The 24,253-nt window shown below is 68.5% G+C and carries 17 protein-coding genes; 11 read left to right on the top strand and 6 right to left on the bottom strand.

Features of this window, described 5'->3' with window-relative positions; genetic code table 11:
- Positions 1 to 254: 254 nt before the first annotated feature.
- The 5 genes from ACFYWY_RS27990 to ACFYWY_RS28010 all read left to right on the top strand — a co-directional run bounded on the left by ACFYWY_RS27990 (position 255) and on the right by ACFYWY_RS28010 (position 10,200).
- Positions 255 to 6,893: an amino acid adenylation domain-containing protein gene (locus tag ACFYWY_RS27990; RefSeq protein ID WP_389190801.1), complete on the top strand. Its 6,639-nt coding sequence runs from the start codon at positions 255 to 257 to the stop codon at positions 6,891 to 6,893.
- 77 nt (positions 6,894 to 6,970) lie between these two features.
- Entirely contained in the window at positions 6,971 to 7,183 is a 213-nt protein-coding gene (locus tag ACFYWY_RS27995) for an MbtH family protein (RefSeq protein WP_389190802.1), read from the top strand.
- A 30-nt stretch (positions 7,184 to 7,213) separates the two neighbouring features.
- Positions 7,214 to 7,585, top strand: coding sequence for an aspartate 1-decarboxylase (gene panD, locus ACFYWY_RS28000; protein WP_389190803.1), 372 nt, complete (start codon positions 7,214 to 7,216; stop codon positions 7,583 to 7,585).
- A 156-nt stretch (positions 7,586 to 7,741) separates the two neighbouring features.
- Entirely contained in the window at positions 7,742 to 8,881 is a 1,140-nt protein-coding gene (locus ACFYWY_RS28005; protein WP_389190804.1) for a glycine amidinotransferase, read from the top strand.
- A gap of 602 nt (positions 8,882 to 9,483) precedes the next feature.
- Positions 9,484 to 10,200, top strand: coding sequence for a CAP domain-containing protein (locus ACFYWY_RS28010; RefSeq protein WP_389190805.1), 717 nt, complete (start codon positions 9,484 to 9,486; stop codon positions 10,198 to 10,200).
- Here ACFYWY_RS28010 and ACFYWY_RS28015 read toward each other — a convergent pair.
- Both ACFYWY_RS28015 and ACFYWY_RS28020 read right to left on the bottom strand, forming a co-directional pair.
- A complete protein-coding gene (locus ACFYWY_RS28015; protein ID WP_389190903.1) occupies positions 10,167 to 10,994 on the bottom strand; it encodes a serine hydrolase domain-containing protein in 828 nt (275 codons plus the stop codon). The two genes, ACFYWY_RS28010 and ACFYWY_RS28015, sit on opposite strands and share 34 nt — an antisense overlap.
- Positions 10,945 to 11,436, bottom strand: coding sequence for a serine hydrolase (locus ACFYWY_RS28020; protein ID WP_389190806.1), 492 nt, complete (start codon positions 11,434 to 11,436; stop codon positions 10,945 to 10,947). Before ACFYWY_RS28020 ends, ACFYWY_RS28015 begins: the two co-directional genes overlap by 50 nt.
- 516 nt (positions 11,437 to 11,952) lie before the next feature.
- Between ACFYWY_RS28020 and ACFYWY_RS28025 the strand changes: the two genes are divergently transcribed.
- Positions 11,953 to 12,816: a sulfurtransferase gene (locus tag ACFYWY_RS28025; RefSeq protein WP_389190905.1), complete on the top strand. Its 864-nt coding sequence runs from the start codon at positions 11,953 to 11,955 to the stop codon at positions 12,814 to 12,816.
- 199 nt (positions 12,817 to 13,015) lie between these two features.
- On the opposite strand, the gene ACFYWY_RS28030 is transcribed toward ACFYWY_RS28025, so the two are convergent.
- Positions 13,016 to 13,273: a hypothetical protein gene (locus ACFYWY_RS28030; RefSeq protein WP_389190807.1), complete on the bottom strand. Its 258-nt coding sequence runs from the start codon at positions 13,271 to 13,273 to the stop codon at positions 13,016 to 13,018.
- A 213-nt stretch (positions 13,274 to 13,486) separates the two neighbouring features.
- On the opposite strand from ACFYWY_RS28030, the gene ACFYWY_RS28035 reads away from it, so the two are divergent.
- Positions 13,487 to 14,383: an LPXTG cell wall anchor domain-containing protein gene (locus ACFYWY_RS28035; protein WP_389190808.1), complete on the top strand. Its 897-nt coding sequence runs from the start codon at positions 13,487 to 13,489 to the stop codon at positions 14,381 to 14,383.
- A gap of 10 nt (positions 14,384 to 14,393) precedes the next feature.
- Positions 14,394 to 16,253: a DUF4012 domain-containing protein gene (locus tag ACFYWY_RS28040; protein ID WP_389190810.1), complete on the top strand. Its 1,860-nt coding sequence runs from the start codon at positions 14,394 to 14,396 to the stop codon at positions 16,251 to 16,253.
- A 16-nt stretch (positions 16,254 to 16,269) separates the two neighbouring features.
- Here the strand turns inward: ACFYWY_RS28040 and ACFYWY_RS28045 are convergent, their stop codons facing one another.
- Genes ACFYWY_RS28045 through ACFYWY_RS28055 form a run of 3 tightly spaced genes read right to left on the bottom strand, consistent with a single transcriptional unit; the run spans position 16,270 to position 19,145 of the window.
- Complete coding sequence (locus ACFYWY_RS28045) at positions 16,270 to 16,833, bottom strand: low molecular weight phosphatase family protein (protein WP_389190812.1); 564 nt, start codon at positions 16,831 to 16,833, stop codon at positions 16,270 to 16,272.
- A 22-nt stretch (positions 16,834 to 16,855) separates the two neighbouring features.
- Positions 16,856 to 17,809: a class I SAM-dependent methyltransferase gene (locus tag ACFYWY_RS28050; RefSeq protein ID WP_389190814.1), complete on the bottom strand. Its 954-nt coding sequence runs from the start codon at positions 17,807 to 17,809 to the stop codon at positions 16,856 to 16,858.
- Positions 17,810 to 17,834: 25 nt separating this feature from the next.
- Positions 17,835 to 19,145 carry a hypothetical protein gene (locus ACFYWY_RS28055; protein WP_389190816.1) on the bottom strand — a complete coding sequence of 437 codons (1,311 nt, stop codon included), beginning with the start codon at positions 19,143 to 19,145 and terminating at the stop codon, positions 17,835 to 17,837.
- A gap of 475 nt (positions 19,146 to 19,620) precedes the next feature.
- Between ACFYWY_RS28055 and asnB the strand changes: the two genes are divergently transcribed.
- From asnB to ACFYWY_RS28070, 3 genes are all read left to right on the top strand, one after another.
- Positions 19,621 to 21,540: an asparagine synthase (glutamine-hydrolyzing) gene (gene asnB, locus ACFYWY_RS28060; RefSeq protein WP_389190818.1), complete on the top strand. Its 1,920-nt coding sequence runs from the start codon at positions 19,621 to 19,623 to the stop codon at positions 21,538 to 21,540.
- Positions 21,533 to 22,849, top strand: coding sequence for a lipopolysaccharide biosynthesis protein (locus tag ACFYWY_RS28065; RefSeq protein WP_389190820.1), 1,317 nt, complete (start codon positions 21,533 to 21,535; stop codon positions 22,847 to 22,849). Before asnB ends, ACFYWY_RS28065 begins: the two co-directional genes overlap by 8 nt.
- A 235-nt stretch (positions 22,850 to 23,084) precedes the next feature.
- Positions 23,085 to 24,203 carry a glycosyltransferase gene (locus ACFYWY_RS28070; protein ID WP_389190907.1) on the top strand — a complete coding sequence of 373 codons (1,119 nt, stop codon included), beginning with the start codon at positions 23,085 to 23,087 and terminating at the stop codon, positions 24,201 to 24,203.
- Positions 24,204 to 24,253 lie beyond the last annotated feature (50 nt).

Below are 24,253 nucleotides of genomic sequence, written 5' to 3' on the forward strand. Positions count from 1 at the left end.
TGCCAGGCCTCATCGTCCGGAGCCGGTCAGCCGGGCTTCATCAGCCGGGCCGCATCGTCCGGAGCCGATCTGCGCACCGGCAACCTGCCCGGTCCACGGCCGGTGCCGGGCAGGGAAGCTGCCGGTCGACTGCCTGGCCCGCACCTCGGCCGTGGGGAAGCATCGCAGCATCGGCCAAGTCGGCCTCCCCCGTTCCGCCGACCCGCCGTCCGCCACTGTCCGCGCCGCCGACCGCCTACGGGGAAGACCTCACAGTGAACGAAGTGACAGAGTCGCCGATCGAGTCCGCGCTGCCCCTCACGCCGCTGCAGGAGGGCATGCTCTTCCACGCGCTGTACGACTCAGAGGCAGTGGACGTCTACAACATTCAGGCCGCCTTCGAGCTGCTTGGGGACGTCTCGGCAGAGCGGCTGCGCGCGGCCTGCGCGGCCACGCTCGCGCGTCATCCCGTCCTTCGGGCCGGCTTCCGCCAGCGCAAGAACGGGAAGCCTGTGCAGCTGGTCCGACGCACGGTCCAGACGCCGTGGACGCAGCTCGACCTGTCCGCGGAACCCGATTCCGTGAGCCGGGAACGGCTGCTGGCCTTCCTCGCACAGGACCGGCTGCGCCGCTTCGACATGGCGGCTCCGCCGCTGATGCGGTTCGCACTGATCCGTCTGGCGGAGCACCGGCACGCACTTGTCCTGACGTACCATCACATTCTTTTGGACGGCTGGTCGTTGCCGCTGGTCCTGCGGGACCTGTTCGCGCTGTACCGGCAGGAGGCCGACGGGGACGGCGGCGGTGCGGACCACGCCGGCGGACTCGGCCCCGCCACCCCCTTCTCCGACTTCCTTCGGTGGCTCTCCCGGCAGGACCGCCCCGCCGCGGAACAGGCCTGGCGTGACGCGCTCCAGGGCCTGGAAGAGCCGACGCTCGTCGCCCCCGGCGCGCCGTCGGCGGACGCCGGGGCGATGCCCGGGCTGCGCTCCGTGACACTTCCGGAGCACACGACCGAGGCTCTGGCGGCGACCGCCCGGAAGCACGGACTCACCCTCAACACGGTGGTGCAGGGCGTCTGGTCGCTGCTGCTCTCCCTGCTGACCGGACGTGACGACGTGGTCTTCGGCCAGACCGTGCACGGCCGCCCGCCGCAGCTGCCCGGCGCCGAGTCCGTGGTGGGCCTGCTCATGAACGCGATCCCGGTCCGGGTGCGGATCGCTCCTGCGGAGTCGATGGCCGACCTGTTCGCCCGGATCCAGGACGAGCAGTCGGCGCTGGATCCGCACCAGTACCTCGGGCTGGCCGAGGTGCAGCGCCTGGCCGGGCTCGGCGCTCTCTTCGACACCTCGACAGGTTTCGGCAACGCGCCCTTCGACTGGGCATCCGTACGGGAGAGCGTGCCCGGACTGCAGGTGGCCCCGCTGGAGGAGGACGAGGAGGCGGCCGGACAGCAGGAGATCACCGGCTCCACCCACTACCCGCTGAGCCTTGTCGCCGTCCCCGGCCCCCGGCTGCGGCTCGAACTCAACTACCGCACCGAGCTGTTCGACAGCGAGCGGATGGAACTGATCAGTTCCCGGCTGCGGTTGCTGCTCGACACCTTCGCCGAAGCCCCGACGACCCCCGTCGCCGACATCCCGCTGCTGACCGGCGAGGAGCGGGAGCTGGTGCTGGGCGCGTGGGGCGGCCGCCCCGCAACGGAGCCGCACCCGACACGCGGTCACCGGCCTGCGACGCTCACGCAGCGGTTCGAGTCGCAGGCACGCGACACACCGGACGCGCCGGCCGTGGCCGACGCGGAGCGGTCGCTCAGCTACCGCCAACTCGACGACGGGGCCAACCGGTTTGCCCGGCTGCTGCTGAGCCGCGGTGTGAAGCCCGGTGACCTCGTCGCCGTGGCGCTGCCGCGCTCCACGGACCTGATCGTGGCACTGCTGGGCGCCATGAAGGCGGGGGCCGGGTATGTGCCGGTCGACTCCGGGTATCCCGCGGAACGCATCTCGTTCATGCTCGACGACGCCGCTCCGTCGGTCGTCGTCTGCGCCGACGCCACCCATCCGGCGCTCACCGGGCATCCGTCGGTGATCCCGATCGGCGACCCCGCCGTGCAGGCCGAACTGGCGCTGCTGCCGGGACACGGTGTCGACGACGCAGAGCGCGGCGCGCCGGTACGGCCCGCGGACGCCGCCTACGTCATCTACACCTCAGGGTCGACCGGGCGCCCCAAGGGCGTCGCGGTGGAGCACCGTACGGTCGACAGCTACCTCGCCTTCGCCCGCGCGGCCTACCCCGGCCTCGCCGAACAGGCGCTGGTGCACTCGCCGCCCTCCTTCGACCTCACCGTCACCGGCATCTTCGGCCCGCTGACCTCGGGCGGCCTGGTGCGCATCGTCGACCTGGACGACTTCGACGCCCCGGCCGGGCCCGCGGGCGGCGCGCCCGCGTTCGTCAAGGCCACGCCCAGCCACCTGCCGGTGCTGGCCGCGTCCCAGGAGTGGTACTCGCCGACCGGTGAACTGGTCCTGGGCGGCGAACAGCTGACCGGCGAGGCGCTGGCGGAGTGGCGCGCCCGCCATCCGGGCGTGACGGTCGTGAACGAGTACGGCCCCACGGAGGCGACCGTGGGCTGCATGGAATACCGCCTCGAGCCCGGGGACCCCCTGCCGCAGGGCGCGGTGCCGATCGGCCGCCCCGTCCCCGACGCCCGGGTCTATGTCCTGGACGGTTTCCTGCGTCCGGTCCCGGCGGGCGTCCCCGGCGAGCTGTACATCGGCGGTGACGTGCTCGCCCGCGGCTACGTCAACCGCCCGGCTCTCTCCGCGGCCCGCTTCGTCGCCGACCCCTTCGGCGCGCCCGGCGCCCGGATGTACCGCACCGGGGACATCGCCTGGTGGCGGCCCGACGGCGTCATGATCTACGGCGGCCGGGCCGACGACCAGGTCAAGGTCCGCGGCTTCCGGATAGAGCTGGGCGAGGTCGAGACCGTGATCGCGGCCGATCCCGCCGTCGCACAGGTCGCAGCGGTGGTACGGGAGGACCGGCGCGGGGCGCCGCGGCTGGTGGCGTACGTCGTGGCGGCGGCCGGCAACCACGCCGGACTCGCCACGCTGGCGGACCGGGTCGGGGAGCGGCTGCCCGAGTACATGGTCCCCTCGGCGTTCGTCACGCTCCCCGCACTTCCGCTCACTCCGAACGGCAAGCTCGACCGGGCGGCGCTGCCCGAGCCGGGCTCGGCGGGAGAGTCGGCACAGCAGCAGGGGACGCCGGGTCCACGGCAGCGCCGGGAGCCGGAGGAGAGCGTCGCGGCAGTCCTCGCCGGGCTGTTCGCACAGGTCCTCGGACTGGACAGCACCGAAGCCGAAGACGACTTCTTCACCCTCGGCGGAGACTCCATCACCGCCATCCAACTCGTCGCCCGCGCACGCAAAGCAGGCCTACGCCTCACCCCCAAGCACGTCTTCACCCACCGCACCGCCGGCACCCTGGCCGCATTCCTGCGGCAGCAGAGCGAGCCGGACACGACCGCGGACAAGCCGACCGCGGCCGCGGACAAGCCGAACAGGAAGACCGACAAGCCGGATACGGCCGCCGACGACACCGCGGCAACTCTCGCCGGGCTGTTCGCACAGGTCCTCGGGCTGGACAGCACCAAGGCCGAAGACGACTTCTTCACCCTCGGCGGAGACTCCATCACCGCCATCCAACTCGTCGCCCGCGCACGCAAAGCAGGCCTGCGCATCACGCCGAAACACATCTTCACCCACCGCACCGCCACCGCCCTCGCCGCATTCCTGCGAGCCATCTCGGCGGACGATCCGGCGGCCGGTGCGGAAGCCGGTGCGAAGGCCGAAGCCGGTGCGGCAGCGGCGCACACGGCAGGCCGGTCCGGCGCGGGCGCCGAGGCGGCAGCCACGATTCCCGCCACGCCGATCTCGCACTGGCTGCGGGAGCTCGGCGGGACGATCGACGCATTCCACCAGTCGACGCTGCTCCGGGTGCCGCCCGGGCTGGGCACCGACCGGCTGGCCGTCGCGGTGCGGGCTGTTGTGGAGCGGCACCAGGCACTGCGCGGACGTCTGCGGGCGGACGGGTCCCTCGCCCTGGATCCGGTGAACCCGGCGGCGCCGCGAGGCGGGGTGCGGCGGGTCGACGTCTCGGGCCTCGCCCCCGACGCCCTCCGCCCGCGGATCGCCGCATGCGCCCGGGAGGACGCGGACGCGCTCGCCCCGCGCGACGGCGTGATGCTGCGGGTCACCTGGTTCGACGCCGGCGAGAGCCGGCAGGGGCGGTTGCTCGTCACCGTCCACCACCTGGCCGTCGACGCGGTCTCGTGGCACATCCTGCTGACCGACCTGTACGACGCCTGGCAGGGCGCGGAGGCGGGCGCCGTCCCGCGGCTGGATCCCGTACCGCTCCCGCTGCGGGACTGGAGCCGCAGGCTGCAGTCCGCGGCGAAGGCACCCGCCGTGCTGGACGAACTCACTTTCTGGCACCGGACCCTGGGCGCGAGCAGTATCGCGCTCACCGACGCCCGCCTCTCGCCGTCCCACGACATCTACGCGACGTCCGGGGAACTCAGCCTCACGCTCCCCGCGGAGCTGACCGCGCCGCTGCTCACGACCGTGCCGGCTGCCTTCGGCACCCACACGAACGAGGTCCTGCTCACCGGCCTGGCACTCGCCGTCGCCGCCTGGCGGCGCGGCAAGGAACTCGGCGACAGCACTGCCGTGCTGGTCGACGTGGAGGGACACGGTCGCGAGGAGATCGCGGAGGACGTCGACCTGTCGGGTACCGTCGGCTGGCTCACCTCGCTGTATCCGGTCCGGGTCGACGCCGGGATCGGCGACTGGGCTCCGGACGGCGATCCGGCGGACGCGCGCCTCGGCGAGGCCCTGCGCCGGGTCACCGCCCAGCTCGGGAAGGTCCCCCAGCGCGGTATCGGTTTCGGACTGCTGCGCCATCTGAACCGGGACACGGCCGCCGAGCTCTCGGCCTACCCGGACCCGCAGATCGGGTTCAACTACCTGGGCAGGCACGGCGGTTCCGGGGAGTCGGACTGGGACGTGGCGCCCGAGTCGGACGCGCTGCCGGTCGGGGCCGACCCGCGGATGCCGATGGCACACGTCATCGAGCTGAACGCGGCGGTCGACGACGGCCCGGCAGGCCCTCGGCTGGTCGCCCACTGGTTGTGGGCCCGTCTGCTCCTGTCCGAGGATGAGGTGAGCGGCCTGGCCCAGCTCTGGTTCGCGGCACTGCGCGCGCTGGTGGCGCACGGGACGAGACCGGAGGCGCTCGTCCAGCGATCGGCGGCCGCCCTCTCGAAGGAGGCCTGGGAGCCGGATGCGGAGGAACTCGCCCGACTCGGCTCCCGCATAGGCATGCCCGTCGCACAGGCGCTGCCGATGACGCCGTTGCAGGAGGGCCTGCTCTTCCACGCCCGGTACGACAGCCGGGACCTCGACGTCTACAACGTGCAGATTGCCCTGGAGGTGCAGGGCAGGGTCGACGTCGAGCGGTTCCGGGACGCCTGCGACGCCCTGCTGCGACGCCACCCGATGCTGCGCGCGGGCTTCCTGCAGCTGCGGTCGGGGGAGCCGGTGCAGGTCGTCCCCGAGCGGGCCCGGATGCCCTGGCACTCCCACGACCTGACCGGCCTCGACCCGCGGGAGCGGTCCGAGCGGCTGGACGCGGTGCTCGACGCCGATCGGCTGCGGCGCTTCGACCCGGCCCGGCCGCCGCTGATGCGCTGCACCCACATCGCACTGGCCGATGACCGGCAGCAGCTGGTGCTGAGCATGCACCACCTGCTCGTGGACGGCTGGACCACCTCGCTGCTGCTGCGCGACCTGCTCGCGCTCTACGACCAGGGCGGTGACGAGAGCGGCCTTCCGGCACCCGCCCACTACCCCGACTACCTGCGGTGGCTGGCCACGCAGGACCGTGAAGAGGCCCGTACCGCCTGGCTCGACGCGCTGGCGGGTCTCAAGGAGCCGACGCTGCTCTGCCCGGACGAGGACACCGCGCGGATACGTGACCTCCCGGAGCGCATCACCGTCGAACTCTCCGAGCCGGACACATCCGCACTGCGCGAAGCGTCTCGCCGCCACGGTGTCACGCTCAACACGCTGGTCCAGGTCGCGTGGGCGCTCTGCCTGCAGCGGCGGACCGGGCGGCGGGACATCACCTTCGGCGCCACGGTCTCGGGCAGGGTGGCCGAACTGCCGGGCGTCGAGGAGATGGTGGGGCTGTTCATCAACACCGTTCCGGTGCGGGTGCGGCTCGACCCGGCCGAGCCGGTGGCCGAACTGCTCGACCGCCTGCAGGGCGAGCAGGCCGAACTCCTCCCGTACCACTACCTCGCCCTCACCGATATCCAGCGGGCGGCAGGACTGGGCACGCTGTTCGACAGCTGCGTCGTCTTCGAGAACTTCCCGAACGCCGAGACCCTGCCCGGCGCTCCGGACGACGGCCTGCGACTGGTGGAGGTGGCCGGCCGCGACGCCTACCACTATCCGCTGAAGCTGATGGTCGCACCCGGTCGGCAGCTCCTTCTGGAGGTCAGCTACCGCCCCGACCTGTTCGACGCCGAGTTCGGGCAGCAGGTGGCCGCCCAACTGCAGTCGCTGCTCGCCGAGTTGCCCCGAGCGCTGGCGGCCCCGACGGAGCGGCTCCTGACCCCCGTAACGCCGCCGGCCGCAAGGCCCGGGCAGCAGCTGATGTGCGAGCTGATCGCGGAGGTGCTGGGACGCGACTTCGTCAGCGCGGACGACGACGTGTTCGACCTCGGCTGCGACTCGCTGACGGCGCTGCGTCTGGCGGGCCGGATCGAGACGGCGCTGGGGCGGGCCGTCGACGTCGAGGCCGTCTTCCGCTGCCGTACCGCGCGCGCCCTCGGCAACGCGCTCAGCTGAGGACAACCCGGGGACCCGACACCGTACGACCCGACGGCCGGCAGAGCGCCGGTCCCGAGACAAGAAGGACTGAAGCCATGACAAACCCCTTCGACAACGAGGACGGCACCTTCCATGTGCTCGTCAACGAGGAACGCCAGCACTGCCTGTGGCCCGCGTTCGTCGTGGTTCCGACGGGCTGGGACATCGTCGTGGCCGAGACCGGCCGGCAGAACTGCCTCGACTACATCGAGACGAACTGGACGGACATGCGTCCCGCGAGCCTCGCCGACGCAACCGACGCGGCATAACACCACCTCGACCAGAAAGGCGCACGTGCCATGCAACGGATCATGCTCAAATCGAAGATTCACCGCGCCACCGTCACCCAGGCCGACCTGCACTACGTCGGCTCGGTGACGATCGACCCCGACCTCATGGAGGCGTCGGACCTGCTGGTGGGCGAGCAGGTGCACATCGTGGACGTGAACAACGGTTCGCGGCTTGAGACGTACGTCATCGAGGGCGAACGCGGATCGGGAACCATCTGCATCAACGGCGCCGCCGCCCGCCTGGTGGCTCCGGGCGACATCGTCATCATCATCGGCTACATGTCGGTCGACGATCAGGAGGCCCGCACGCTGGAGCCCCGCGTCGTCTTCGTCGACGAACGGAACCGGATCGTGAAGGTGGGCACGGATCCGGCGTCCTGAACCGCAGGTCAAGCGTCACGCTCGTACGCATGGCGGGCCGAGCGGCGTTCCCGCGCGCCCAGGCGCAGGCGGCCCGAAACCTCACGAGTACGAGAACGTCGCTCGATCTGCGCGGCACCCAACCAACGCATCCTGCACAGATAGGTGACCGTACACATGCAGAGCAATTCCCCGGTCGTCAATTCATGGAATGAGTGGGACCCGCTCCAGGAGATGGTGGTCGGCTCCGCCGACAACGCCTGCTTCGAGCCGACCGAGCCCGGCAGCCGGCCCTCGATACGCAACGCCCCCGGCACACCCTTCCCGACCGGCCCGAAGTCCAAGGAGGCCATTGACCTGACCAACGAGGAACTCGCGGGTCTCGCGGCCCTGCTGGAGTCCCAGGGGGTCACCGTGCGCCGCCCCGAGACGCACGACTTCTCGGCACCGGTCGTCACCCCCGACTTCGAGGTCGAGAACCAGTACTGCGCGGTCTGCCCGCGCGACGTGATGATCACCATGGGCAACGAGATCATCGAGGCCACCATGTCGCGCCGGGCCCGGTACTTCGAGTACCAGCCCTACCGCAAGCTGGTGTACGAGTACTGGAACGCCGACCCGCGCGTCGAGTGGACGACCGCGCCCAAGCCGTCGATGGCCGACGGCATGTACCGCGAGGAGTTCTGGGACTGGCCGCTGGAGAAGCGGCACGCGGAGATGCACTCCTTCGAGTTCTGCATCAACCAGGACGAGGTGATCTTCGACGCCGCCGACATGAGCCGGTTCGGGCGGGACATCCTGGTCCAGGAGTCGATGACCACCAACCGGGCGGGCATCCACTGGCTCAAGCGGCGTCTGGAGCCGCGCGGCTTCCGAGTCCACCCGGTGCACTTCCCGCTGGACTTCTTCCCCTCGCACATCGACTGCACCTTCGTGCCGCTGCGCCCCGGCCTGATCCTCACCAACCCGGAGCGACCGCTGCGTGAGGGCGAGGAGAAGATGTTCCTCGACAACGACTGGGAACTGATCGAGGTCCCTCAGCCCGTCCTGGGCAATGACGAGATGCCGCTGTACTGCCAGTCGTCCAAGTGGCTTTCGATGAACGTACTCAGCATCTCACCGACCAAGGTCATCTGCGAGGAGCAGGAGAAGCCCCTCCAGGACCTTCTCGACAAGCTGGGATTCGAAGTCTTCCCCATCCCGTTCCGCAATGTTTTCGAGTACGGCGGCTCGCTGCACTGCGCCACGTGGGACGTGCGCCGCGAGGGCACCAAGGAGGACTACTTCCCCAACCTCCAGTATCAGCCGCTGCTCTGACTGGGCGTCGATGGCGGATGGCTGAAGCGTCGCCACGGTGCTGGTCCGACGAGACACCGGACCAGCACCATCACGCTTCCCTTTGCGCGGTTAAGCCGTATTTGACCGAATGCAGGCGGATCGTCGCGTATGCCGATGAGGTCCGTACCGGGCGGCGCGGTGATCCCGGAGACGCCCAGGTCGGCATGGTTGCCCCGCCGCCCAGTGACATCGGCCACATGGACATTTCGCACTCAGGTCGCTGAATAGTAGGTGGCACCCTGGCGACATAGTGAGATTTGTCCGTCTTGGTGCAGACATGACCCGCGCAGGGTTTGGCACCATTCGGCCCGCTCGGCCCTTTCGCCCGTTCATCGAGCGAGCAGGGGCTTCTGACGGAGCAACAGAATCCTCGTGATCTCCAGGAGCCGGCCCAGCACGCCTGCGCGCCCGTTTCAAGGGCCGTCCTCTCCTACGAAGCTAGCTAGTACTGACGCTCATTGCCCTTCCCTGACAGCGGTTCTAAGAATGGCGGCCGCAAGGCGTCTCCGCAGCTCAGGCGCAGGATCTGCGCAGAGCCGGTCCACCCGGGGGCGCTCCGCGATCAATGAGCGAGGTCACGCATGAGCAAGCATCGTAGGAAGACGTACTACCGGCAGATAACCGTGGCTGCCGTCGCCGTGGCAGCCGTGGGTGTGCCCTCTGCCGCCATGGCCTGCATGGATCCTCAGGAGGACGCGGCCCGTCAGTCCTACGGCCACTGGAAGAGTGCGAACTCCGAGCAGCGGTGGACGGACGCCCCAAGGGGCCAGAAGCCGACTGCGGGAGCGTGGCAGACGCCCACCGCACCTCCGAGCGCACCGAAGACCACCGCGCCTCCGAGCGCACCGAAGACCACCACGGCTCCGAGCGGACCGAAGACCACTGCGCCCCCAAGCGCACCGGCGGCCGCCGCCCCGGCGACCGGGGCTGCTGCCGAGGTGCTGAAGCTCGTCAACAGCGAGCGCAGCAAAGCCGGTTGCTCTGCGCTGACCATCAACGCGAAGCTGACAAAGGCCGCTCAGGACCACAGCAAGGACATGGCAGCCCATCGGAACATGTCCCACACGGGCTCCGACGGGTCCTCTCCGGGCGACCGGATCACGCGTGCCGGCTACAGCTGGAGCACCTACGGCGAGAACGTCGCCTACGGCTACGCCACACCCCAGAGCGTCATGGCGGGCTGGATGGGCAGCCCCGGTCACAAGCGCAACATCCTCAACTGTGCGTTCAAGGAGATCGGCATCGGCCTCGCGCAGCCAGGCAATTACTGGACGCAGGACTTCGGAACGGCCCGATAGACGACTGAAAGGCCCCGACCGTCACCGGTCGGGGCCTTCGTCGTCGGCGGTGAGTACTCCTGGCCCTCGCTCAAGGCCTTGTCCGGAGCCATATGGTTGGCGATCGACACCAAGAGCGTGGTACTGAAATTCTTGGCGTCGTCGGTTCCGATCCCCTGTGTCGCGACCGTCGCGATGGCGAGCTTCTTGGACGGCAGATAGGCGACCGTTCCCTGATAGCCGGCAAATGATGGATTCTGCAGGAGCCAGGTGTTCTGCACGATCACCCCAAGGGCGTAGGAGGCCGTCGGCGACACCTTGGAGACGGGCGTGATCTGTTCCCTGTGCGACTCGGGCGTCAGCAACTTCCCCTCACCCAGGGCGGCCACCGACTTCCCCAGATCTTCCAGCGTCGCGGTCATGACCGCTCCCGGCGCCAGCGTCCATGACGGATCCCAGTAGGTGGAGTCCTCGAATACGCCCCGTTCGTTGTCGAAGGCATGGAGCACCGGGGAAGGAATCTCGGCTGTGGACGGGATTTCGGTCCGGGTCAGGCCGAGGGGCTTCAGGATTTCATTCCGCATCACTTCCGCCAGGGGTTTCTTCTCCACTTTCGAGATGATGTCACCCAGGATCACCCAATTGGCGTGCGAGTAGACGAATCCGGTTCCCGGGGCTTTCTCGAGGGGCTTGGAGACGGAGATCTTCACCAGTTCCGCCGCCGTCCAGTGCCGGAACGGATTCTTGTAGAGCTCGGCCAGGAACTTACGGTCCCGCACGTAGTCCGAGTATCCAGAGGTGGTGGAGGCCAGCATCTTCAAGCGTGATCTCGTTCGCGTGCGGAAGGTGGGGGCGCCACCGGGAAATCTTGTCGTCCAGCCTGACCTTGCCCTCGTCGACAAGCCTGAGAATTTCGGTCGTCAAGTAGGGAATCGCAATCGAGCCGATCCGGAAATGCATGTCCGTCGAAACAGGGACGCCGGTCATCGACTCTCCTGAAGCGACTGTCGAAATCCTTTCCCCGTCGACCCATACCCCAGCCATCGCTGCATTGATTTTGTACTTCTTCAGCGAGTCTTCGACCAGCTTCCTGGTGAAGTCTGCGGTGTCGGCCGGAATACACGTGCCGCCTTGAGAGATCTGTCCGGACGGACATCCCTTCGCCGCGCTCTCGGCCTCCGTGAAGGCGCATCCCGCCAGCGAAGGGCCCAAAAGCAGTTGCAGGCACATGAAGGTGACTGTCTTGGGTCTACGCACGGTGGAGCCTCCATGCAGTCGAAGACTGTGATCCCCCATGTCGCAATTGCGGGCCTCGTTCCGCATGCTAACCGTCGGCGTCAGCCGCCGCGCTTCAGACTGCGCGGGAGCATGTCGTGGCCGGCCGGCCTCAAGGCCCTTCAGAAGGTTGTTGACAGCAGGCACTTGCCGCTGCGATCTTGTGATCGCCGCGTCACCCGAATGATCAGTCGCCCTCGTGCGGCCCTATTCATGGCGTTCGGACCGAGTGGTCTTTGTGCCATTCCTTGTGCATGTTGCTGGACCTTGAGAGCGGGGGCTCACGATGTATCGCAGAAGGCAAGCTCGAAAGACCTCGTCGTGACCCTTGTGGTCATAGGCGCCAACCCGGCGGTGGCGCGAGCGGCCGCGACGCTGCCCGGGGACCTGATCCACGTGCAGCTGCCCGGTGCCCCAGCCCTCGACCAGTACACCCCGTACGACCAGGACAGCCAGAACGGCCGCGACAGCCAGGACGGCCAGGACACCCCCGGCCCGCTGGTCGGCACCGACTGGCTCGCGCCCCGGCTGGGCGCGCCGGGGCTGGTGGTCCTCGACGCATCCGTGGGCGCGCACCGCGGCGCGGCGCATGGCGTATCCCCCGAGCGAGGAGCTTGGGGAAGCATCCCCGGCGCACGGCCCTTCGACATAGACGGGGCGCTGTCCGACCATTCCAGCCCGCTGCCCCACACCATGCCGGGCGCCGACCGATTCACGGAGGAAATGCGCGCCCTCGGGGTCGACGACGCCGACACCGTCGTCGTCTACGACGCCGCGGGCATCTATTCCAGCGCCCGCGCCTGGTGGATGCTGCGGGCGATGGGCTTCGACCGGGCCGCGGTGCTCGACGGTGGCCTGCCCGCCTGGGCCACGGCCGGGCAGCCGCTGGAGAGCGGCGATCCCGTGCCCGCGTGGCCGCGCGGCGCCTTCACCGCACGGCCACGCGCGGGGCTGGTCGTCGGCAGCGGCGAGGTGGTGGCGGCCCTGGCCGACCCGGCCTCGGCTGTCTTCGACGCCCGCTCCCGGGAACGGTTCTCCGGCGCGGCCCCCGAACCCCGCCCGGGGCTGCGCTGCGGCCACATGCCCAGCGCGGTGAACCTGCCCTTCGGGGAGATCCAGCACGAGGGCCGGATGCGCTCCGCGCCGGAACTGCGCGCCGCCTTCTGCGAACTCTCCGGGGGCCGGGAGAAGCTGGTCTTCAGCTGCGGGTCGGGGGTCACCGCCTGCATCCTGGCCCTGGGCGCGGAACTGGCCGGGTATCGCGAGCTGTCCGTGTACGACGGATCCTGGAGCGAATGGGGGCTGCCCTCGGATCTGCCCGTCGTGACCGGCGACGCGGAGAGCTGGGGCCCGCTGCCGTGACGGCATCCCCCACCGCACCGTAGAGGACCTTGAAGTAGAGACCTTCACCGGGCTTCAGCCAAGCCCGGACGCGCGCCCGGCCGCCCGGTGCGGCACCAGAGTCGGGCCGCAGCCGCGAGCGCTGAGGGCCACATGAGTGCAACCACTGCGCCGTCCTGCGGAGCACCAGGCGAGCCTGTTTGGCCCGAGCCGCCCACGTCTATGGATCCTGTTGCTTGATTTCGGTCAATGGCCTTGCTGTCCGATGAGTCGTGGCCCAGAAGTCGTCCGAATCGGGCAGTCGGCGATGGCAGAAGGCCTGCGGCAGTGCCGATTGAGGCAAGGGAGTGATCAGCGCGATGTTGGTGGAGGTGGTGCAGACGGCGGAACTGTTCAACGACGCCATGGTGCGCCCTTTCAGCGCGCGAACACGGACCGAGTCGAACTCGGACTGGGGCCAGTCCACGTGGTCGTCCACACCGAGCTGCTCGAGGACTACGCGGTGGGGCCCATGCCACACCGGCGCGGCGGTTCAGTCGGTAAGGAAGCGCTGCAGCACATGCCGAAAGGCGCCGAAGACCGGCGGGAGTTGCCACCAGGCCATAGCCGGCCACGGAGCCACGGCCTGAAACGGAAACATCCCACCACGAATGATCACTCATCAAGCGTCTTCCGAAGGAGCCCCGAACCGATGCCCAGACGTTCTAGATGGCGTGTCGCCATGGCCGTCGCCACCGCAAGCTTGATTGCAGCTGTTCCGCTGGTGGCCGCCGAGCCGGCGTTCGCACAGTACCCACCAGCTCCCGGTGTTGTGATCGACGACGCCACCGTGGCCCCCGGTGATCCGATCAACTTCACCGCTACTGGCTTCCAGCCGGCCGAGCCGGTTGTCGCCAGCCTCGTCCCCGGCGCCGCCGCTGGAGCCGCGGCTGCGGCCGCACGTTCACTGAGGACATCGCCCTCGTCCGTACAGCCCATTGCGGCGGCCACACCGAAGGGCGATGACTGCGATGACGGAGGAGACGGGGACACCGTTGTGCTCGGCACCTTCACCGCCGACGCCAACGGCATTGTGACTGGAACGGTCACCATCCCCGAGAGCGTCCCACCGGGCATCTACCTCTTCCAGCTCGTCGGCAGTACATCCGGAGTTACGGTGTCCGCGCAGGTGACCGTGACCGGTGACGCGAGCCCACCGCCCGGGGACTGTGACGGGAGCCCACCGCCCGGGGACGGTGACGGGAACGGGCGGCCCGGCGACGACGACGGGAACGGCCGGCCCGGCGACGGTGACGGCGACGACGACCACGGTCGGCCCGGTGACGGCGGCGGTGACGGCGACCATGGCCGCCCCGGTGACGGCGACGACGACCACGGCCGCCCCGGCAGCGGTGACGACGACCACGGACGGGGGGACGATCGTGGCAACGGATCCTCCGGTCACGGCGACCGATCCCCGGGGCTTGCGGACACCGGTTCCTCTGACGCACCGGTGGCGCTGCTCACCGCGGCAGGTGGTCTGGTGCTTCTCGGCGGCGCGTCACTGGTGATCGCCAGGCGTCGGCGTTCTGACACTGACCGCGGCTGAGCGGCAAACGATGCCGTGGACCATCCACAAACTCTCGGACAGCTCCGTTCTGTCCCATCTCACCGGCCTGGTGCGACGGAACCACCGTCGTACCAGGCCGTTGATGTGGGCGGCGGCCGGCCTTCTCCTCGCCGGTTCGGGCTGGGTGCTCGTAACGGGCCTGTACGCCCGTAGCGAGCTGCTCGCGGCCCAACACGACCTGGAAACGCTGCGGAACACAGTGACGGCTTCCCCCTCGCCGGTCTCGACGGCGAGGGAGGACACGGACCGGAAGGAGCGCGCCGAAGCAGCGGCCCGTTCTGCCGCGGCGCACGCGGCCCGGGCACATCGGCTCACCACCGGACCTGCGTGGTACGTGGCCGCGCATCTGCCCCGCCTCGGAGACCCTCTCGAGACCGTCCGCGGTACGGCCAAAGCCGTCGACCGGCTGACCGGCGAGGTGCTGCCTGCCGTCGTACGCACCGCCGCAAACCTCACCAACGACGCGGGCGCCAGTGGCGGTCACCTCAATCTGTCCGAACTGCGCAGGGCCGCCCCGCCTCTCGAGCAGGCCTCACGCCAGGTGGCCGCAGCTCGCACGGAGGCCCGCAGGTTGCCCCGCCGCACCTGGCTGCCCGCCGTGGACCGGGTCCGAAACCAACTCGTCAGCAGGCTGGACCGGTTGGCGCCCGCTGTGGAGAATGCCGCCACGGGTGCCCGCCTCCTGCCGCTGATGCTGGGGGCGGACGGTCCGCGGCGTTACTTCGTGGTGTTCCAGAACCCCGCGGAGTCGCGTGGAACCGGTGGAATGCCCGGTGCTCACGCCACGCTGACAGCCGACCGGGGCAAGCTCGCGTTGACGCAGTTCGGACACGACACCGAAATGCTGGACGTCAGCCCCAAGGTGGACCTCGGTGCCGAGTTCGCTGCCATGTACGGCCACAACAAAGTGGTGGGCACGTGGCCCAACTCCAATATGAGCCCGCACTTCCCCTACGCCGCGCGTATCTGGTCGGCCACCTGGCTCGGCAAAAGCCGCGAGCGTGTCGACGGCGTACTCTCCCTGGATCCGGGCGCCCTGGCCCGGCTGCTCGCAGCTTCCGGGCCGACGCGCACGACCGCCGGCACAGTCGTCGCCGCGGACAACGTGGTGGATCTCAGCGAGCGCACCAACTACATGACGTACCCCGACCCGCACGAGCGCAAGGCTTTCCTGCTGGACGTGGCCCGCGCCGCTGCCGGGCGGTTGCTGGCCGCCGCCGAAGACCCCCAGCGGCGGCCCGCGCTCCTCCTCGGCCTGTACGAGGTGCTGAGCAACGGGCAGATGACCGCCTGGAGCGCCCACCCCGATGAGCAGCGGGAGCTTGAATCACGCCCGGTCGGCGGCTCCTTGCCGCAGAGTCCGGAGCCCTATGCCGGGCTGGTGGTCAACAATGCCGCCGGCACCAAGCTGGACTACTACCTCGACCGCACCCTGGACTGGTACCCCGGCCGCTGCACCGCCGACGGCCGCGAGGTCACAGTCAAGGCGGTCTTCTCCAACGGTGCACCGTCCGCAGGACTTCCCACCTACGTCACCGATCGTCTCGACAAGCCCCCCTATCCGACGCGTCAGGGGGACAATCGCCTGCTGGTCTCCTACTTCGCGACCGGTGGGGCCCATCTGGTCAAGGCTGCCCTCGACGGGCGGCCCGCCCGCCTGACACCGGGTGTCGAGCGCGGCCATCCCGTGTACACGTTCGACGTCGAAGTGCCCGCAGGCAGCAGCCGGACGTTGACGCTGCATCTGCTGGAGCCCCCGGCCGACCACGGACCCGTCGTCTTCCACCAGCGACTGCCACGCCCCCTGCGGGCCAAGGTGCACCCGTCGGGCGGCTGCCCCGGAGCCTGAGCGAGGGCCCTGCCGATCAGCCCAGCACTGCTGCCGCGATCCGTTCCACGGCTTCGGTGATACGGGCGGCGCACGCCCTTGCCTCTTGCTCGGACGCACCGTACGGATCGGCCAGGTCGTCGTCCCACGATCCCCCTCCGCCCACTCCTCTCCGTGCGGCGGCCCCTTTGGTCAGGGCCTCGGCCCGCTCTGCCGGGTCGGTCAGACCCGCCGCGTCGTCCTCGTGCAGCAGCCGTGCGAACTCCCGCAGCGTGAAGGCGCGTCCGAGCCCATGCACCGGGCAGAGCCGTACCGCGGCCTCGCGGTGCTCTGTCGCGGCACCCAGAACCAGTGCCGCGCCGCTCACGAGGCCTGCGGTGAGCCTTCGGGCGGCGGCTCCGGTGGGTTCCCCGCCCATATCGGTGAGCAGGGATGCGGCGACCGGGTCCATCGGTGTGCCGTTCACCGCGACGGTCCCCGCGCTCGACACCCGGAACTTGCCTGCAGCCGACGCCAGTCGGAAGGTCAGCAGACGTTCTGCCAGTGGCGAGCGATGCACGTTTCCGGTGCAGACGACGAGCACGCGGAACGGTTCACGCACGGTTGAGCAGCGGATCACGCCATCACCCACGACGACGGAGCACCGCGAACATGGTGTGTCCGTACTCGCCCTGGGAAGGGAAGCGGCCTTCGGCGGCCAAGCGCGCATGGCGGCGTTCCGGCATGCGAACCCGAGCGGTGGCACGGCCCGCCCACTGCGCCACCCGTGGACCGGTCACCGGACGCAGCGTTGTCCGGACGGATCGCTGGCGTGATGCCCTGGCGTGGGACAGAGAAGGCGGCTGGTACTCGACCAGGGCGAGGTCCAGGCCGAGGACCTCGGCCACAGCCGTGAACTGCCGAGGGCTCCACCTGGAGAGGTGGTGCGGTGGGCAGTCGTTCGGTTCCATACCCTGACGGAACCGCTCCCGGTTCGGCACAGAGAGGAGAATCTCACCGCCCGGCACGACAATCGTCGCCAGCGCGGAGAGAAAGCCGCGTACGTCCGCCACATGTTCCAGGACCTGGAAAGCGCAGACGACGTCCGCCCGTCCGGGACGGACCAGGGCATCGGAGCGGACGTCGTCCTCGCTCACCTTGATGCCGGCCGCACGCAGCAGGTCCGCGGCGCGAGGGTTCTTCTCGATCGCTTCGGCGGACCTGCACCGTGGAAGTACGGAACGGAGGAAGGCTCCTTCGCCCGAGCCCACTTCGACGACCCGCGCCCCGTCAGCGATACGCTGCGCGGCTTGATCGAACTCCCAGCGCCATGTCTCGTACGTGATCCCGCCGGTGAAGAGCTGGGAGTAGAAGGTGGAATCGCCCTCAAGCGCCGGGTCGAACCATTCAAGCTCGCAACGGCTGCAACGGCGAAGGGCGACGGGACCGTTCCCGTACTTCGCGATGACATCGTCCGAGAATGACGTGGCCCACTGCTCCGCGTATGCCTGCCAGACGTCGGAGAGGTGGATCTGAGACAGCGCAGCCGCGGATGAGGCCCCGCAGAGCGGGCAGGGATTCGGTGAAGAAACCAACACCGAGCAATCCTTTCAGGAGGCGTGTCTACGTTCGGCGAACACGAAATCGGCGTGCTGCACCCTGCCGGAGGCTGAACATAAATGTCAGAAGGACAGTCAGAACTATTACGCACACAGCCAGCCACTTGCCCCACATCGTGGGCGTGAGGTGCGGGCTGTGAACAACGGCAACGCCTGCGACGAGAGCAAGCCACACATGGATCCGAGTCATTGCCTCGGCCGGAGAGAGAGGGAGGTAAAGCACGACCAGAATGATCAGCATGCATTCGAGCAGGGAACGCTGCCGGTAAAAAGCTCCGCCGAAAGTTGCCATATACACAGCGGCGTACGCCGCCGATCCCAGGACGGCAGCACGGCCGATCCCTGTGGTGTCCGCCCATGCCCTGCGCAACACCGTAGGAGCAAGGACAAGGGAGGCGATCCAGATGATGGTGCCAAGATAAAGCCAACGTCCCGGAACCGCGGTCCCAGGCCCGAACTCCCAAGGGAACGGCCCGAGCAGCAATGTCACCAGATACTGCGGGTGAGCCAACAGATTCTGTGAGCCGTATCCGCCGACGAAGCCCAGACGAGTCCCGTCCTCCACCTCCAGACTGTCCACAAGACCGAGCAGCATCATCAGGTGAGGCAGAACGAAGAGGGCCGCGGCCCCTACGACAATCAAGCAACCCGCAAGGTACTCGCGGCGGAATCTCACCCGAGCGAGCAAGGCGACCGCGAGAAAGAGCGCCGCTGCCGGTCTCAGGTACATGCATGCGTAGATGCTCAGCATCGTGGTGACACAAGTAAGCGAGAAGCGTGCTCGAGTCTGCACCAGCAAGGACCACAGGACGAAGGTGGTGATCAGCCCGTCCTTCAGACCCCAGGCATCCCACAGCAAGAGGGACGGACTCGTGCCGACCATCACCCCGACGACGACGGCGCGCTTGCGACCCCGCCCGGATGCGATGGCCAATCCGTACGCTGCGACCGCGCCGGTGGCCGCGAGAAGGGCCAGTACCGTCTTGGCGGCAAGCCACCCACCGCCGGTCATGACTCTGCACAGCGCCATGATCGCTGGGTAGCCCCACACCGCCGAACCGGCCAACCCTGACAGATCTCGCGCCTCTAACCGGCTCCCGCTGCGCCAGGCTGCGGCAATCGCATTGCTGGTCGAATCGTATCCCCGAGCGTCGGGAAAGAGTGCGTATCCGTTCGTCTGCGAGTGAACGACCAGGACAACACAGACGTGGAGAACCGCCGCTACCGTGAATACCGCGAGAGCGCCCCAGAGCGAACTGCGCGGGCTGTCAGGGGTGGAGGGATGAGCAACGGCTGGTGTCCTGAGCACAGTCACTGCGCGCATGGTGAAACCGGCCTCTTTCGATCTGTGCGCTGGCGCATACCGGCCATTGGGACTGTGGCCTACCCCTTGCGTGCAAGCACGACCCGGGTATGAAAGCCCCGTACAGCGACTCGACCACGGGCCACGAGATTACAGGAACCAGAAGTCCGGAGGCCCGGCTGATGTTCCGTGTCGCCACGACGAAATCACGCTCTACAAACGCGACTCGAGAAGTGACGAACGAAGGCTTGAGAAATTTCGTGCCTGCTGAGGTGCCGGACGGAAGAGTTCACCGGATCAGAGCACACGGTGATATTTCTCGAAGTGCAAGGAGTGGCCGTTGCGCGGACAGGGCTCGACGAAATGTCCACATACATGTGGTATGTATCAGGCTTTGGTGGTCAGCCCGGGAAGCAGTGCACCGGCAAGCAGGGGCCGACGATGTCGGCGGACCAATCATCTGACGGTGCATCACGTTGGGAGCGTCATGTGCGGTGTAGCTGGAATCGTGTCAACCAGCCCTCCCGATCCCGAACAGGTGCGCGTGATGTGCCGCCTCATCGCCCACCGGGGGCCGGACGGAGAGGGCTACCACACCGACGCCAACGCGGCCCTGGGAATGCGCCGGCTCGCCATCATCGACGTGGCCGGCGGAGGACAGCCGGTTTACAACGAGGACGGCACCGTCGCGGCGGTCTTCAATGGCGAGATCTACAACTTCGCGGAGCTGCGGGAGCGGCTGACCGGGCGCGGGCACCGGTTCACCACCGACAGCGACACCGAGGTACTGGTCCACCTCTACGAGGACCACGGAGAGGACCTTGTCGGGCATCTGCGGGGCATGTTCGCCTTCGCGATCTGGGACGCGGCGCGACGCCGACTGCTGCTTGCACGGGACCGCGTGGGCAAGAAGCCGCTGTACTACCGGCAGGCCGGGGCCTCACTGTCGTTCGCGTCGGAGCTGAAAGCTCTTGTGGCCGATCCGTCGGTGCCCCGTGAGCTGGACCCGGTGGCTCTGCATCACTATCTGACCTACCAGTACGTGCCGGCTCCGTGGTCCATCTACCGCGGTATCCGCAAGCTGCCCCCCGGGCACCTGCTGGTATGGCAAGAGGGCGAAGTGCGCCTGCGGCGCTACTGGAAGCTGGATTTCACGCCGCAGCCGGTGGGCTGCGAGCAAGAGGCAGCAGAGCGGGCACGGCAGTTGCTGCTGGACGCCACTCGGGTCCGCATGGTCAGCGAGCGTCCGCTAGGGGCGTTTCTGTCCGGCGGTATCGACTCCTCCGCGGTGGTGGCCGCCATGGCCCGGCTCAGTGATCAGCCGGTGAAGACGTTCTGCATCGGATTCGACGACCAGCGTTACGACGAGCGGTCCTACGCGGCGTCCGTGGCCCGCCGCTATGGAACCGACCACCACGAGTCCGTGGTGGCCGGGTCGGCCGCGCTGGAGATTCTGCCCACGGTGACCCGGCACTTCGACGAACCGTTCGCCGACTCCTCGGCCATTCCCTCCTTCTTCGTGGCCGAACTGAGTCGCCAGCACGTGACGGTGGTACTCAACGGCGACGGAGGGGACGAATGCTTCGGAGGCTACCGGCGCTACGCGTTCATGAAGAGAGTGGGACGGATGCAGCCCCCGGACCCGCTGCGCGGCGTGCTGAGTCGTATCGGATCCGCGCTGGCACAGGGGAGGTCCACGCCCCGGTTGCGGAGGGTCGGCCGGGGGTTGCGGGTGCTGGGCGAGGCACCACAGCACCGCTACGCCAGCCTCATGTCCTACTTCACGAGCGAGGCCAAGGACTCTCTGTACACCAAGGCGATGCAGGAGCAGGTGGTCGGCGTCGACAGCTACGAGCTGGTCAGACAGGTGTTCGACGCTTCCCGCGCTGGTGAGGACGTCAACCGGTTGATGGACGTCGACGTCAACACCTATCTGCCGGGCGACTTGCTGGTGAAGGTGGACATCACCACCATGGCTCACTCACTCGAGGCTCGCTCTCCGTTCCTGGACCACCATCTGATGGAGTGGGCCGCAGGCCAGCCGGGCCGACGGAAGGTCGACGGCCAGGTGACCAAGGCGCTGCTGAAGAAGGCGATGATTCCGTGGCTGCCATCTGAACTGCTCTCCAGGCCGAAAGCAGGCTTCGGGGTGCCGTTGGCGGACTGGCTGCGCTGCGAACTGCGGCCGCTGGCCTTCGATCTGCTGACCGACCGCACCGCTCGCTCTCGCGGCCTGTTCCGGCCCGAGGTCGTGCGACAACTGCTGCAGGACCATGACGAGGGACGCGACCGCTCCAATCAGCTGTGGTCACTGCTGCAGTTCGAGCTTTGGCAACGCACCTGCGCAGAGCCCTCATCGGACACCACGGCTGCCGCTGCCCAACCCGCCCAGGGATTCCGTGGCTGACACCGCGAGGCAAGTGCTCGGCATGCTGGGCAGCCGGGCCGCGTGCCTGGTGCTGTCCGTGTTCACCAGCGCTGTCATCGCCCGGTCGCTGGAGCCGGAGGGCCGCGGGATCTACTACATGGCGGTGACGGTCGCCACCACCGCCACCATGCTGGGGCACCTGTCCGGGGAGCAGGCGCAGAGCGCGTTGTGGACGGACGCCGAGCGCCGGGAGGCGCTCGCCGGCAACAGTGTGCCCCTCGCCCTCGTGCTCGGGACGCTCAGCGGGCTGGCGGCGACCGCACTGGTGGTCGTGATCGGCCCTGAAACCCTGAATCTGCCAGGGCAGTTCCTCGTGATGGTGGCCTGCCTGAGCGTTCCGTTCGGCATCGCGTCGAACTACGCCGGCAATATCGCACTGCTGCGGGGGCGAGTGCATCTGGCGAACTGGTCGATGCTGGCCGGCTCGCTCGCCCAGTGCGCTGCTGTGGCCGCGCTGGCGGCCGGTGAACGGTTGAGCGTCGTAGCGGCGCTCATCGTCTGGGTCGCCACCGGAAGTGTTCCGCTGGTGGTACTCATCGCCGACGGGGCGACCGCGCGGCTCCGCCGGGATTTGAAGCTGGCGCGTACAACGGTGTTCACCGGCGCCCGGTACCACCTCGGGCCCGCCTCGGTGTTCCTTCTGATGAACGCAGACATCTACTTGCTCAGCGCATACGCCGGCGCTCGGGAGGTGGGCATCTACTCATTGGCGGTCGGCCTGGCCGGGTACAGCCGCGTGCTGGCGGATGTCGTCTCCCAGGTGATGCTCAAGCGCCAGTTCGCATCCAGCGACACCGAATCCGCCGACGTCACCGTGCGGATTACCCGGTACGCGATCCTGCTCGCCCTGGCCTCGGCACTGGTGCTGACGCTGGCCGCACCGGTGCTGGTTTCCGCCGTGTACGGTGCGGCGTACTCCGATGCGGTGCCGCTCGTGATGCTGCTGGCTCCTGGCGTGATGGCTCTGGGGGCGAGTCGGCTGCCGAGCGCCTACTTGCTGCGGATGCGCCGTGCGAAGCTGGTTGTCCTGCCGTCCGTGATCGCCCTGGCGGTCAACATCGCGCTGAACCTGCTGCTGATTCCCGTGTGGGGCGCTGCCGGCTGTGCGCTGGCCTCCTCAATAGCATACTTACTGCTGGCTGCCCTTCAGACGCGACTGTTCACCAAGATGACGGGGATCCAGGCCCGGAACCTGCTCCCCGTGGCCGCCGACCTGCTCACTCTCCTCGCCGCCGCGCGTCGATGCGTCCCGGGCAAGCACGTTGCAGCCTCGCTGCCGCCCGGATAGCCGCCCTCGGCCTGCCGGACGCCACCGGAGGGCCCATCACCCGGACGACGGCGCGTCGCGGTTGATATCGGTGCAAAAACTGCTGAGAGCCTGAACAGGACGGAAATGCACGCTGTGTCGTGCCTCAACTGCTGGCTGGATGGAGCTGATGTCAGTGACTGGATGCCGCGAGACCAGGGCCGTAACGATCGCCGGGAATGTCGTCGGCGATGCCGAGCTGTCCCGAGTGTGCCTGATGATTGGCCAATTGGGACTGGGTGGCGCGGAAAAGCAAGTCGCGATGCTGGCCCGCGGTCTGGTCGCTCGAGGTATTGAGACCACATTGCTACTGCTGTCCGAATCAGGGCCGCGTGAGGCGGAGTTGTCCGGTTCCGGGGTGAGGATCGTCTGCCTGGGATATCGGGGAATCACCCGGCCATGGGTCGATCTCCGGGGCACCGTGAAGGACACCGCGGCCGGCATGAGGGCGTTCGCCCGACTCATCGCACACCTGCGACGCACGCGGCCGCAGGTCTTCCACGCCTACCTGTTCCACTGTTACGTCCCGGCGCCTCCCGCAGCCCGCCTGGCACGGGTTCCGGTGTGCGTGGCCGGGCGGCGCAGCCTGGGCACGTTCAAGGAGGGGCGCCGTGGACTGCTCGCCGTGGAACGGGTCGCAACCGGCATGACTGACTTCGTCGTGGCGAATGCGCATGCCGTCGCCGAGGATGCCCGGCGCCAGGAGGGCCTGCCACAGGACAAGATCACCGTCATTCACAACGGAATGGAGGAACGGGATTTCCAGACGGTCGCTCCGGCCGACCTGACCACGGACCTGCCAGTGGTGCTGTGTGTGGCCAACCTGCGTACCTACAAAGGCCACCGGTACCTGCTCGACTCCGTCGGCCGGATGCAGCAGCGGGGGCAGCGCTGCACACTCGTGTTGATCGGTGAGGGTCCCCAGCGACTCCAACTGCAGCAACAGGCCGACCGGCTGAGCATCGACGTACGCTTTCTGGGCCATCGCACCGATGTGCCCGCCTTTCTCGCTCGGGCGGACGTCGTCGTGCTGCCCTCCCTGGAGGAGGGCCTGAGCAACGCGGTCATGGAAGCAATGGCGGTCGGTCGGCCCGTGGTTGCCACCGCTGTGGGCGGAACACCGGAGTTGCTGCGCGACCGAGGTGTACTGGTGCCCCCAGCAGACACCGAAGCTCTGGCGCAGGGCCTGCAATGGATGCTCACCGACCGCGCCGCTGCAACACAGCTGGCGAAGTCTGCCCGGCATTGGGCTCTTGAGCACTTGAGTGCGGACGCCATGGTGGAGCGGCACATCGGCCTGTACCGGCACCTGCTGGAGCGCAGATCCGTCAGGTAAGCGCGGTGAGCAGCGGGGCCGGAGCACCGTTGCGGTGGCACGCCAGGCAC

This window comes from Streptomyces sp. NPDC002870, from assembly GCF_042888505.1.
Lineage (GTDB): Bacteria > Actinomycetota > Actinomycetes > Streptomycetales > Streptomycetaceae > Streptomyces.

Bases quoted from the DNA above. Each gene is read 5' to 3' on its own strand.
- ACFYWY_RS27995 (WP_389190802.1), top strand. From the start codon at position 6,971: ATGACAAACCCCTTCGACAACGAGGACGGCACCTTCCATGTGCTCGTC.
- panD (WP_389190803.1), top strand. From the start codon at position 7,214: ATGCAACGGATCATGCTCAAATCGAAGATTCACCGCGCCACCGTCACC.
- ACFYWY_RS28005 (WP_389190804.1), top strand. From the start codon at position 7,742: ATGCAGAGCAATTCCCCGGTCGTCAATTCATGGAATGAGTGGGACCCG.
- ACFYWY_RS28010 (WP_389190805.1), top strand. From the start codon at position 9,484: ATGAGCAAGCATCGTAGGAAGACGTACTACCGGCAGATAACCGTGGCT.
- ACFYWY_RS28015 (WP_389190903.1), bottom strand. From the start codon at position 10,994: ATGCTGGCCTCCACCACCTCTGGATACTCGGACTACGTGCGGGACCGT.
- ACFYWY_RS28035 (WP_389190808.1), top strand. From the start codon at position 13,487: ATGCCCAGACGTTCTAGATGGCGTGTCGCCATGGCCGTCGCCACCGCA.
- ACFYWY_RS28040 (WP_389190810.1), top strand. From the start codon at position 14,394: ATGCCGTGGACCATCCACAAACTCTCGGACAGCTCCGTTCTGTCCCAT.
- asnB (WP_389190818.1), top strand. From the start codon at position 19,621: ATGTGCGGTGTAGCTGGAATCGTGTCAACCAGCCCTCCCGATCCCGAA.
- ACFYWY_RS28070 (WP_389190907.1), top strand. From the start codon at position 23,085: ATGATTGGCCAATTGGGACTGGGTGGCGCGGAAAAGCAAGTCGCGATG.